Raw genomic sequence first — 12,679 nt, forward strand, 5'->3', positions numbered from 1 at the left:
TGGCATACTTTGCCGATGGCAACGCAATTGTCTGTCGCCACCAGTCCGACAATAGCTGCTGACGAACGTGTCGTGTTTTGGTCAAAATTAATAAATGCGAGTGATAGCGACTGTTTTTCTTTGCCATCGGCGCATCCACCGGGCCATTAATCGCAATACCCAAGGCTGTCATGTGATGGCGTGATGGCAATAGTGCAATCGCTTGATGCAAAATTTGCTGATTGTTTTCTAACGATTTGCTTTCCACCCGTACCAAACAAGCGTAAGTAAATGGCGGCAATCCCAACATACGCCGCTCAGCCAATAATTGCTGGGCAAAACTCAGATATCCTTCACGTACCAAAGTCAGTAACGCGGGATTTTCAGGTTGCAGGGTTTGTATCAGTACCAGACCTGCTTTATCGGCACGACCTGCACGACCTGCCACTTGGATAATCAGCTGGGCGGTATGCTCAGGCGAGCGAAAATCTGACGATAAAAAACCACGGTCAGCATTGGGAATTGCCACCAAGGTCACATTGGGGAAATGATGCCCTTTTGCCACCATTTGCGTGCCCACCAAAATGGCTTTGGGGTTATCAGCAATACGCTGATACACTTGCTCCCAACTGTTTTTTTTACGCGTGGTATCGCGGTCAATCTGAATCACAGGCACATCGGGGAAAAGCTCAGTTAACCCTTCAACCATCCGCGCAGTACCCATGCCCACAGGGTCAAGATTGCTACTACCACAGCTAGGGCAATGGTTCGGGATGACTTGCTGCCAATCGCAGTGGTGGCATTTTAGCATTGCCACTGGCTGAAAATGCACCGTCAAATGCGCATCACAGCGCGGGCAGTCTGCTTGCCAGCCACAAGCATCACACAATAAGATGGGCGCATAGCCACGACGGTTTAAAAATACCAATACTTGCTCATCTTTATCCAACGTTTGCCGAATGGCTTGAATTAAGCTTTGCGCCAAACCGTTTTGCCATGCCTGTTGGCGCGCATCAATCAGCTGCATAATGGCAGGTTTGGCATCGCCTGCACGCTGGGTCAAAGTAAGCTCGGTAAGTTTACCTTGTTGTACCAAATACAGGCTTTCAAGCGATGGCGTCGCGGTGCCCAAAATCACGGGACAATTAAGCTGAAACCCACGATAGAGCGCCACGTCACTGGCGTGATAGCGCAGTGAGTCTTGCTGTTTGTAAGATTGGTCATGCGATTCATCGACAATAATCAGCCCTAAATTGGCAAATGGGTATAACACTGACGAACGCGTACCGATAATAATTTGCGCATAGCCCAGTCGGCATTGTTGCCAGCCATCAAGCCGCACGGTGTCATTAAGTCCCGAATGTAGCATCAATACTTGGGCTTCAAATCGTTCGGCAAATCGCTGCCTGGTCTGTGGGGTCAGCCCAATTTCTGGCACTAAGATAAGCACTTGTTTGCCTTGTGCCAGTACTGTTTGCATCACTTGCAAATACACTTCGGTCTTGCCACTTCCCGTAATGCCATTGAGCAAAAAACCTTCATAGTGTGGCTGCTGGCAGGCGCGGGTGATTTTTTGCACAGCTTGTTGTTGCTGCAAATTTAAGGTGAGCGGCGTGGTGGCAAGCTTAGCAAGCTTGGGTAAAGATGGCATTTGATAAACAGGCGCAATCAGACCTTTTTGCTCAAATTTTTTTAAATAAGCGGGTTCAACGCCATTGTCTAGTAGCGCAAACTCAGTTACAAGCTTTGTGTCATTGCGATGCGAATTACCATGCGAGTTGATGACCAGTACACATAAAGCAAATTGTTGGCGTTGTTTTTTTGCACTGGCGGAAAAATCCTCGTCAGTGGCATCACGTAGTTGTTGCCAGCATAATTGTCGATAGTCGAGCGTCATCCCTTGGCGAATCAAAGTCGGCAGCATGACAGAAAACACACCGCCAAGCGGATAGCAGTAATAAGCAGACAGCCAATAAGCGAGTTTTAGCAATGCCTCATCGACAATCGGCAGATCATCAAGTATTTCCAATACAGGTTTAATCGCATTTTGTGTAAGCTGACTGTGCTCAATATGTGCCACCACAATGCCGACCAATTTGCGCGCGCCAAACGGTACTCGGACGCGGCAGCCAATCGCAGGCAAGGTATCCCCAGTCACTCGATAATCGAACACCGAATCAATGGGCACAGGTAAAGCAACTTGTATCAGCAAAACACACCTTTAAAAATTGTTATAGGGTTGAATTATAGCCCAATTCTAGGCATTAAACTGTTGTCAGATAGGCAAAAATTTGACATAAAAAAAGGCAAGTCTTGTAACTCACCTTCCATTTGAGCGGGTTAACATTCATCTAAAACCAAAATCAATCTAAAACCAAAATCGCTTCAATTTCGACCACCGAACCTTTTGGCAAGGCAGCCACTTGCACCGCGGCACGGGCAGGATAAGGCGCAGTTAGGCGCGCTGCAAAAATCTCATTTAAGGCAGTAAAATCTGCCAAATCGGTGAGCGAAACATTAAACTTCACCACATTGGCAAGCGAACCGCCTGCGGCTTGGCAGATAGCCTCGATGTTTGACATGACTTGGTTGGCCTGCGCCACAAAGCCATCGGCTAGGGTCATAGTGTTTGGGTCGAGTCCGATTTGACCTGAAATATAAACAGTCTTATCAACTTTCACGGCTTGTGAATAAGTGCCTACCGCAGCAGGGGCATTGTCAGTATGAATGATGTCACGGCTCATATTATTTCCTATTAAAGTATAATGAGTTTATAAAATATCTTTATTTCTTGGTGCAGACGTGTTTTGGCTCTGAGAAAGTAGCACTTCGTCATTCCATTGATACAGCCTTACAATATTGGGGTAGCCCAAGAAGGTGCGTAGGCGCTGAATTAAGCTTGCAATCTGGTCACGGCTTTGCACCACCACAAACAGCAAGGTATAGCCATTACGCTGTTCGATATACTCAAAACCCGCCTGAGTATCACGTACAATAAAGATTAAATCGCTGATTTGCTCATCGGTCAGGTTTTGATTAATTTTTAGCGCGGCATCAAAATAAACACGCTTTGATACTTCATCCTCACTGTTAGATACTCGCCAATGTAGCGGAATCACTTGGTATTCGTTGACACGGCGAATTTCATCAATTGAAAAACATTTGTGTCGATGCACCACCAAGCCATTTTTTGAAATATGCCCGACAATCGGGTCGCCATACACAGGATGACAACAACTGGAAAAATTCATCTCCATATTGGCGGCATCCGCAATCAAGCTTTGCGGTTGGTTAGCTGCATGAGCACTGGCTTGGTTTTTGGCAAGCTGCTCTTGGGTCAATAAGCGCGAAACGGCAATCTGCGGTAGCAATTTACCTGTGGTAAACTCCGTAAAGAACGCACTTTTATCCTGTAAGCCACGCCAATCAAGTAGCAATTGCCATTGCTCATCACTCACATCAGCGAGTGAAAGATTTTGCGTTTTTAGCGCGCGCTCAAAGGCGGTTTTACCTTCGTGCTCTTTCTGCTCAGGATTTAAGCCTTTTAACCATTCAAACAACGCACGCCGCGCTTTATTGGTTGCCACAAAACCCAGCCACTCGGCTTTTGGAATCGCATTAGGGTCGGTATGAATTTTGACCCTATTGCCAGTTTTCAAAATCGTACCCAGTTTGGCTTCTACGCCATTGATTTCAGCGCCCGTTGCACGGTTACCGATATGGGTGCTAATAGTATAGGCAAAGTCAAGCGCTGTGGAGCCGCGCGGCAACTCATAGGCATCACCGTTTGGGGTATAGCAAATAATTTTACGTTCATGAAGATAATCAATCAGTTTATCGACCACCGTCACCGCATCATACGGCTGCTCTTCGATATCGCTTTCATTGTCGGCAATCAAGTTTTGCAGATTGCGTAGAGAGGCCTGAATCACCGACTGGCTAAGCGGCGATGCTGCTTCACCCATCAAAATCCCTAAACGGGTAGTTTTGAGCATGGTTTTCGTCAGAATGACCACTTTGATGGTGTCATGGTCGTTTTTATAGGTAATGGTCAGCGATTGGTTACCACCCGCACGCGGATGGCGGATATTGTCTTCGATACACTCAGGCGCAATTTGGTATTTATTGATAAAATACTTGGCGATTTGGTCGCAGTCTTCCACTTTATCCATGACTAGCATAAATTCATAATGCCATAGCAAATCGGTGATTTCGCCGCGGTTTTTAAAAAACTGGCGAAACAAAGTCACGCGGTTATCAACATCTTTCACATAACCTTTAACGCCCAGTCGGCTCAAAACAATATTTAAATAGTTATGAATAGCCTCTTGTTGAAAGGTGCGCCCCAAGCCATGCTGCATAAGCTTATCGGATAATTTATTATACATAGGCGCATTTAGGCTGCGATAACATAAAATCTCGATATAGTCGGCTAAATCATTAAGCCCAAGCGTACGTGCAAACGGCACATAAAAATCCAACGTTTCTTGTGCGGTTGCTTGTTGTTTTTTTTCGGGCACCGCCTCGATGGTGGTCATATTGTGCAAGCGGTCAGCCAACTTGACAATCAACACGCGCGGGTCTTCTAGCGTTGCGGTAATAATACGATAAAAAGTCGCAGCTTTATTGATGTGTTTTTCATTGGAGGATTTTAATTTGGTGACACCATTGACGATTTGGGCAACTGCCTTGCCAAACTCTCGAGTCAAATCTTCTTCAGTGGTAGGTGTATCTTCCACGGTATCATGCAAAATCGCCGCCACGATGGTATCGACATCCATGCGAAAACTACCCAAAATCTCCGCTACCGCCATAGGGTGGGTGATATAAGGCTCGCCAGATTTGCGTTTATCTTTGATATGGGCTTGGTCGCCAAAGGCACAGGCTTTGAGAACAATTTGCTGTTCGGCATCATCCAAATAATCCAATACACGCATTAGGTCAAACTGTGCAATATCCACATCAGGATGGCTTAATTTTGGTAAAGTTGATATATTCAAAAATGTGCCCTCAACGTACGATCGATAGGTTTAACCTGCTAAAAAATTCATATTGTCCTTGTCAGCAGTTAACTCTATCATAAAAAACGGTTGGATAAAAATAGCTGGTATCAAACCAGCTAAAGTTAGTAAAAACGTATTATAAAGATATCTTAATTATTCGCAAAATTACCGCGAATTGTCAAGCTAAGTTACATATAATTCCACGTTTAATTCAACTAAAAAGTCACCTAAAAAAGGTGACTTTTTATAAAATAATAGTCGCTAACTATTAACAGTGGCTTAAGCTAGCGTTAGAATCCATGACCACTTGAAATGCTCAAATCAACATGGTGAAATTTGTTAGGCAATTCGCGCTCAGGTTGATTTAAAATCTCTTTAGTCACAAGGCCTTCAGCGATTTCGCGTAGGGCAAGTACGGTTGGTTTATCATTTTCACGCTCAACCATAGGTTCTGATACACCGCGTGCGATTTGGCGCGCACGTTTACTGGCAACAAGAATCAAATCAAAACGGTTGTGGATATTTTCTAGACAATCTTCTACAGTGACACGTGCCATGACTATGGTTATCCTATTCAAAACTAAAAAAGTAATTGATTATTTTAACAAAATTAAACCCATATTGCCAGTGACAATCCACTAATCCAAGATTTTTAACCCGGCTTTGTTCTCACGTTTTGGACGTTGTGTATCGGTGGACTCGGCTGGTTGACTGGCGTTGATTTCAGATTGCGGTGCATTATCGTATTCCGTTGGGTCAAAGAACATGCCTTGTGAATTTTCTCTGGCATAAATCCCCATCACCGCTTGCATCGGCACCCACAATTCTTGCGAAACACCGCCAAATCGCGCATGAAAATTAATAAAATCATTATTAATGACCAAATTACCTGTAGCACGGCTGGCGATATTAAGTACGATACGACCATCTTGCACATATTCGACAGGCACCGTGACATTGGGCTGTGTCGTATCGACCATGATATGTGGGGTCAGGTTATTGTCTTCAAGCCATTCAAAAATAGCGCGTACCATATAAGGGCGAGTCGGGGTGAGTTGAAAGTCGTTTTCCATGGTGATTCTCTTATTTTAATGATTACTATTTTAAACTAGTTTTAAAGGTTGGGCGATTAAACATCCGCTCCATATATTGATACAACGGACGGCACAAGTGCAGCGGCAATTCAATACCCATGGGTGTTAAGCGATATAAAATCGATGACAAAATGCAATCACAGACACCCATGGTATCTGAAAGAAAAAAAGCTTTATGGGCAAACAGCGGCGCTATGGTAACAAGAGATTCAGTCAGTTGCTTTCTTGCAATCTTTGCTTGGTTGACATCTAAGGTATCCTTATGGGTCAATAGCGTATCTGCCAATTTAATCCAGTCTTTTTCAATGCGCCACCATAATTGACGGTATTGTGCCTTTTCAATCGGATTTTCAGGTAGCAGTTTGTTCTGATGATAGCGCTCTTCAAGGTATTCAAAAATAATGCGATTGTTATATAAAATCAATTCGCGATGAATAAATACCGGCAGCGTGTTGTAAGGATTGATATCAGGTAAATCTTCGGCAAAATCCTCATCATCACGAATGTTCGTCTCACTAAATTCTATTTTTTTCTCAAGTAAAACCAGTCTTAATTGGTGACTTAGGTAGCCATCATCGGCATAAATCAACGGGGTGTTCGAAGTAGGGGTCAACATAGTTAAAAATAATAAGCTGTATCAGCGTAAAGGATAAGCCTAGCTTAAAATGACTGAATTAGCAATAACTGTGAAAGTTATCGTACCAATCAAGCAATAAATGCGCATAAAAAAAGGCAGCCTAAGCTACCTTTTTTTGTATCAACCCTTATTTAACGTCTTTCCAAAATTCTTTATTGAGTAAGTACACTGGAATTAATAACGCAAGTAAGAATAAGATGACCCAAAAACCATATACTTTACGTTGGTGCGCTTGCGGCTCTGCCATCCACGCCATAAAGTTGACGATATCACCAATGTTACGACGATATTCTTCTTTTGAGGTATTCATTTGCATATCATGAAGGACGAACGGCATAGCAACATTCGGCAGTACGATATTGTTGGCACCCCAAGGACGACTTGGATCTTCATAGAAGGCTAACAAGTACGTATAAACCCAATCATTACCACGTAGACGGGTTTCAAGTGACAAATCAGGTGGCTGGGCACCAAACCAAGCTTTTTGAAGCTCTGGGTCTACGCCTGCATTGATATGGTCACCGACTTGGTCAGTGGTCAGCATCAAGTATTTTTCCACCAACTCTTTTGGAATGTCCAAGTCTTTGTACATTTTTGAGTAGCGAACATATTGTGCTGAGTGACAGCCTGCACAGTAACTCATAAATAATGAGGCACCGCGTTGAATGGACGCTTTATTGGTCAAATCCACAGGCGCGGTTTCACAAGCCAAATGCGCGTCTTTACCATCAACCGTTTTGTAGGTGCCACAGCCGCCTTCGCTAGCTTGTGCGGCTGTCGCGCCCAAACCTAGTGCAACTGTCAAACCCAATCCAGCAACTAATTTTTTAACCGCTTTCATTAGTGACCTCCAGTTACACGTTCAGGTGGCTGTTTGCAAGTTTCAATCGATGTGTAGATTGGCATTAGCAAGAAAAACAAGAAATACAAAATAGTACAAATACGTGCCACAAGCGTTGCGGTATCACTTGATGGAATTACCCCTAAGTAACCTAAGATCAAGAAACTAACAACAAAGATAGCAAGTGCGATTTTTGACAACATACCTTTATAACGCATTGAACGCACAGGCGATTTGTCTAACCAAGGCAATACAAATAAAATGGCGATTGATGCAGCCATCACAATAACACCCGGCAGGGCTGAACCAAACATGGACGGCGTTGCACGTAACATTGCATAAAAAGGCGTATAGTACCAAACAGGGGCAATGTGAGCCGGTGTTTTAAGTGGGTTTGCTGCTTCAAAGTTTGGTGGCTCAAGGAAGAAACCGCCGCCTTCTGGGAAGAAAAATACCACAGTAAAGAAAATGATAAAGAATACCACGATACCAATCATATCATGTACGGTGTAGTACGGGTGGAAAGCCACACCATCAAGGGGTACACCATTTTTATCTTTAAGTTTTTTGATATCGATACCATCTGGGTTGTTAGAACCAACATGGTGTAATGCTACCAAGTGAACAAATACCAGACCCACTAAAATCAAAGGAATCGCAACAACGTGCAAGGCGAAGAAGCGGTTTAGGGTAATACCCGAGATGATATAGTCACCTTTTACCCATTCTCCCAAGGCATCACCAATAAATGGAATCGCAGCTGGTAAGTTTAAAATAACCTGCGCACCCCAGAAAGACATATTACCCCAAGGTAATAAGTAACCGAAGAAACCTTCTGCCATTAAGCACAGATAGATACCCATACCGATGAGCCAAACCAGTTCACGAGGTTTTTGGTATGAACCATATAACAAGCCACGGAACATATGCAGATAAACGACCACGAAGAATGCCGAGGCACCAGTTGAGTGCATATAACGGATTAACCAACCACCTTGTACATCACGCATAATGTATTCTACAGAAGCAAATGCGCCTTCTGCACTTGGGTTGAACATCATGGTTAGCCAAATACCCGTCACTAACTGATTGACCAATACCACCATGGATAATACGCCAAAGAAGTACCAAAAGTTGAAATTCTTTGGTGCGTAATACTTTGACATATGGTATTCATAAGTTTCTGTCGCTGGAAAGCGCGCATCCACCCAATGCATAAATTTCTTTGCACTCATATTATGCCCCCACCGTTAAGATAGTACCGCTGATGCTATACTCAGGAACTGGCAAATTACGAGGCGCAGGTTGACCCTTAAAAACACGTCCAGCTAAGTCATACTTTGAACCGTGACAGGGGCATAAAAATCCGCCAACCCAACTGCTACCACCCAAATCTGCTGCGCCGACATCAGGACGATAACCTGGTGCACAACCTAAGTGAGTACAAACCCCTTCACACACTAGAACTTCACTATTGTCTTTTGAGCGGCTATTATTTTTGCAGTAGTCAGGTTGTAATGAACCTTCTGATTTTGGATCGGCAAGTGATGATTCTACTTTTGATAAATTATCCATCATCTCTTTGGTACGTTTGACAAGATAAATCGGTTTACCACGATACTTGATAACAATCATTTGTCCTGCTTCGAGTTTGCTTAGGTCTTGGCTAACAGGTGCGCCCGCAGCTTCTGCTTTTGCACTTGGATACCATGAACGCACAAACGGCGTAGCAATAGCAGCGACACCGACTGCGCCCATAGCGGCAGTGGATGCGATTAAAACTCTTCGACGCTTAACGTCGACGCCTTCGGCATGGCTCATTAAGAACTCCTCCAGATTAATGAAGTGGGTAACCATATTCCCACACTGGGTTTGTGGCTATTGTAAATCAGTTGTTACAGAATTGCCACCTTAGCTGTGCCTAAATTACGCTAATTTTGCTATTTTATGCTATTTTTGCAATAAAATAAATTACCTAAGGTAAATAAAAAAGACCCTTGCGGTAAACAAGAGTCTTTTTTGTAAACGCCGAAAAACGCAGTCGATACGAGAATTTCGACCACGAAAAATATTAACGTTTTGAGAATTGGGGACGTTTACGTGCTTTACGTAAGCCCAATTTTTTACGTTCAACTTCACGCGCGTCACGAGTCACAAAGCCCGCTTCTTTAAGCGCTGGTTTTAAAGTTTCGTCTGACTCAATCAATGCACGGGTGATACCGTGGCGAATCGCGCCTGCTTGACCATTGATACCGCCACCTTTTACAGTCACATAGATATCATATTTGCTAGCAGAATCTAGTAATTCTAAAGGTTGACGTACAACCATTACTGATGTTTCACGACCAAAGTATTGATCAAGTGGTTTACCGTTGACGACGATGTTACCTGTACCCGCAGATAAGAACACACGAGCTGTTGAAGTTTTACGACGACCTGTACCGTAATTGCGTTCCATGTGTTACTCCTTAGATATCTAATACTTGAGGTTGTTGAGCAGTATGAGGATGCTCAGTACCTGAGTAAACTTTTAACTTTTTAATCATCGCATAGCCCAATGGACCTTTTGGCAACATACCTTTAACGGCTTTGTTAAGTACGTCAGCGGGTTTGTGTGCGATAAGTTTGGTAAAGTTAGTCTCTTTGATACCACCTGGGTAACCGGTGTGACGGTAGTATTTTTTGTCTTGCGCTTTTTTACCAGTCACGGCAACTTTCTCAGCATTAATCACAACGATATAATCGCCTGTGTCAACGTGAGGGGTGTAAGAAGGCTTATGCTTGCCACGTAAGCGTGATGCGATTTCGCTCGCCAAGCGACCTAATGTTTTACCTTCAGCGTCGACGATGTACCAATCGTGTGTCACTTCATGTGGTTTAGCACTGATAGTTTTCATGTTTAAAAACCTTTTTGAGTTAATAGTTGAGAGTGAGTGTCTGGGAAACGAGGGCTCTCAAAATTACGAACGCATATTATAGGGATTGTGTCAAGAAGTTGCAATATGATAGGTTGATATTTAGTAATATTTTTTCAAAACCTACTATTTATATTTAAGCAAATATAAGCGCAAATAAAATAGTTATTACACCGATTGGTGCTAATAAAATTTTTAGTACATCAAAAATTACTTCAAAATCTGAAATTTTTAAACGAATATTTGTCACTAGCGGGTAAGTAAGATAAAACGCATAAATCGCTAGCAAATAGCTTATATAATAAGCGAATGGTAATATGACTAAATTATGAACTTTATCTAAAAAAAATTCGTAGATAGTTTTATAGGTATTGATATTCTGGTAATAAAGGATACTATTCCATATGCTTTCAACAGCATAAATTAAACTGCCAATCTTTATTAAATTAATGAACGCATTTTTTTGATTATCTTTATCAAGTAAATAACCTACGACTATATTCGCTAAAACAATACTACTAATTGAGTAATGAAGCATAGTTAAAATAAAATTTCCTATCAAAAATTTATGTAATAGAATAACAATAACGGTGGTAATTGTAATTATGCGATAATTTCGCCTTTTGCGATGAGGATAATAGAAGAAAGCAAGTACAATTAACAATAGGTAATATAAGAATGAAGTAATAATAAAATAAAAGTCTTTAGTTAAATTATTAAAAAGTTCTATAACAAAGAAGAAAACCGTTAGCATCATAAGCGCTGTGATAGCAGCCGAAGCTAAATAATAAGATAGAAATGTAGTGACGAATTCTGGAAACCTTTTCATATCAAAATTTAGCCAAAAAAATGGGTTATATCATAATAACCCATTTATCAAGTAAAAGTGTTTGAACTAAACGTTAAATCTAAAGTGCATGACATCGCCATCTTGCACGATGTAGGTTTTACCTTCGAGGCGAGATTTACCTGCCGCTGCCGCGCCTTTTTCACCGTTATATTCAATAAAATCATCAAACGCAATCACTTCGGCGCGGATAAAACCACGCTCAAAGTCGGTATGAATCACGCCTGCTGCTTCTGGGGCAGTGGCACCCACTTTGACCGTCCAAGCGCGTACTTCTTTGACCCCTGCGGTAAAATACGTTTGCATATTAAGCAGCTCATAACCTGCGCGAATCACACGGTCAAGTCCTGCTTCAGTCATACCCATACTTTCTAAAAACTCTTGTTTTTCATCGTCATCCAGCTGGGCGATTTCTGATTCGATTTGGTTGCATAGTGCAACGACCAACGCATCATCTTTTGCCGCAAATTCCCGTACTTGGTCAAGATAAGGATTGTTGTCAAAGCCATCCTCGCTCACGTTGGCAATATACATGGTCGGTTTTAGGGTGATTAAACCATAGCTGCGGATGATTTTTTTCTCATCCTCATCCAGATTTGCCATACGTGCAGGCTTACCATCGGCTAAAAATGGCTCAATTTTGTTAAACACATCCAGCATGGCTTTGGCGTCTTTATCACCGCCTTTGGCTTTTTTACCCACGTTGATAATCGCACGGCTGACCGCTTCAAGGTCAGCAAGCGCAAGTTCGGTATTGATGGTTTCGATATCGGATAATGGGTTGACGCGTCCATCGACGTGAATCACGTTATCATCATCAAAGCAGCGCACCACATGGGCAATCGCATCGGTTTCACGGATATTGGCTAAGAACTGATTACCCATGCCTTCGCCTTTGGATGCGCCTGCCACCAGACCGGCAATATCCACAAACTCCATTGAGGTGGGCACAACGCGCTCAGGCTTGACGATATCCGCAAGTTGTTTGAGACGTGGGTCGGGTACAGGTACAATCCCAGTATTGGGATCTTTGGTACAAAACGGGAAGTTTTCTGCCGCAATCCCAGCTTTGGTCAATGCGTTAAACAAGGTTGATTTACCAACATTTGGCAGTCCGACGATACCACAATTAAAGCCCATACAATGCTCACTAAATAAAGGGTTAGTTAAATTTGTTGCATTATAACAACTTAGTCATCAGAATTCGACAGGCGATTGACGCATCAAAAATTTGTAGCATGATATAAACTACAAAAATTCAAATTGAGCGATTGGGCAGATTGTTGTCATGCTATTGCGATAGTCTCGAGTTGTCATGAAATTGTCATAATGGAGCGTCAAGCTATGCTATAATTATCAGTTT

Annotated in this window: 13 protein-coding genes; all 13 read right to left on the bottom strand. The window is 42.7% G+C overall.

Annotated features, from left to right (window positions below):
* Window positions 1-2,191 (bottom strand): primosomal protein N' (locus RTJ53_RS11195; RefSeq protein WP_312276991.1); only part of this gene is annotated, 2,191 nt, incomplete at its 3' end.
* A 151-nt stretch (window positions 2,192-2,342) separates the two neighbouring features.
* Window positions 2,343-2,723, bottom strand: coding sequence for a Rid family detoxifying hydrolase (locus RTJ53_RS11200; RefSeq protein ID WP_312276992.1), 381 nt, complete (start codon window positions 2,721-2,723; stop codon window positions 2,343-2,345).
* 27 nt (window positions 2,724-2,750) lie between these two features.
* A complete protein-coding gene (locus RTJ53_RS11205; protein WP_312277023.1) occupies window positions 2,751-4,916 on the bottom strand; it encodes an HD domain-containing protein in 2,166 nt (721 codons plus the stop codon).
* 356 nt (window positions 4,917-5,272) lie between these two features.
* Window positions 5,273-5,539 carry a DNA-directed RNA polymerase subunit omega gene (gene rpoZ / locus RTJ53_RS11210; RefSeq protein ID WP_036601878.1) on the bottom strand — a complete coding sequence of 89 codons (267 nt, stop codon included), beginning with the start codon at window positions 5,537-5,539 and terminating at the stop codon, window positions 5,273-5,275.
* 81 nt (window positions 5,540-5,620) lie between these two features.
* A complete protein-coding gene (locus RTJ53_RS11215; protein WP_312276993.1) occupies window positions 5,621-6,055 on the bottom strand; it encodes a ClpXP protease specificity-enhancing factor in 435 nt (144 codons plus the stop codon).
* 25 nt (window positions 6,056-6,080) lie between these two features.
* Complete coding sequence (locus tag RTJ53_RS11220; protein ID WP_312276994.1) at window positions 6,081-6,692, bottom strand: glutathione S-transferase N-terminal domain-containing protein; 612 nt, start codon at window positions 6,690-6,692, stop codon at window positions 6,081-6,083.
* Between the two features lie 148 nt (window positions 6,693-6,840).
* Window positions 6,841-7,554 carry a cytochrome c1 gene (locus tag RTJ53_RS11225; RefSeq protein ID WP_144917350.1) on the bottom strand — a complete coding sequence of 238 codons (714 nt, stop codon included), beginning with the start codon at window positions 7,552-7,554 and terminating at the stop codon, window positions 6,841-6,843.
* Entirely contained in the window at window positions 7,554-8,771 is a 1,218-nt protein-coding gene (locus tag RTJ53_RS11230; RefSeq protein WP_172823566.1) for a cytochrome b, read from the bottom strand. Before RTJ53_RS11230 ends, RTJ53_RS11225 begins: the two co-directional genes overlap by 1 nt.
* Before the next feature lie 19 nt (window positions 8,772-8,790).
* On the bottom strand, window positions 8,791-9,375 hold the full coding sequence (gene petA, locus RTJ53_RS11235; protein WP_007116512.1) for a ubiquinol-cytochrome c reductase iron-sulfur subunit: 585 nt from the start codon (window positions 9,373-9,375) through the stop codon (window positions 8,791-8,793).
* A 250-nt stretch (window positions 9,376-9,625) separates the two neighbouring features.
* The gene (rpsI, locus tag RTJ53_RS11240; protein ID WP_312276995.1) at window positions 9,626-10,012 is read right to left on the bottom strand and encodes a 30S ribosomal protein S9; all 387 of its coding nucleotides are present in this window, start codon (window positions 10,010-10,012) and stop codon (window positions 9,626-9,628) included.
* 10 nt (window positions 10,013-10,022) lie between these two features.
* Entirely contained in the window at window positions 10,023-10,451 is a 429-nt protein-coding gene (gene rplM / locus RTJ53_RS11245) for a 50S ribosomal protein L13 (protein ID WP_036601896.1), read from the bottom strand.
* A 154-nt stretch (window positions 10,452-10,605) separates the two neighbouring features.
* Complete coding sequence (locus tag RTJ53_RS11250) at window positions 10,606-11,298, bottom strand: hypothetical protein (RefSeq protein WP_312276996.1); 693 nt, start codon at window positions 11,296-11,298, stop codon at window positions 10,606-10,608.
* Window positions 11,299-11,364: 66 nt separating this feature from the next.
* Window positions 11,365-12,456, bottom strand: coding sequence for a redox-regulated ATPase YchF (ychF, locus tag RTJ53_RS11255; RefSeq protein WP_062334373.1), 1,092 nt, complete (start codon window positions 12,454-12,456; stop codon window positions 11,365-11,367).
* Between the last annotated feature and the right edge of the window lie 223 nt (window positions 12,457-12,679).

Origin of the sequence: Moraxella sp. CTOTU46711, from assembly GCF_031975715.1 — a bacterium.
Lineage (GTDB): Bacteria > Pseudomonadota > Gammaproteobacteria > Pseudomonadales > Moraxellaceae > Faucicola.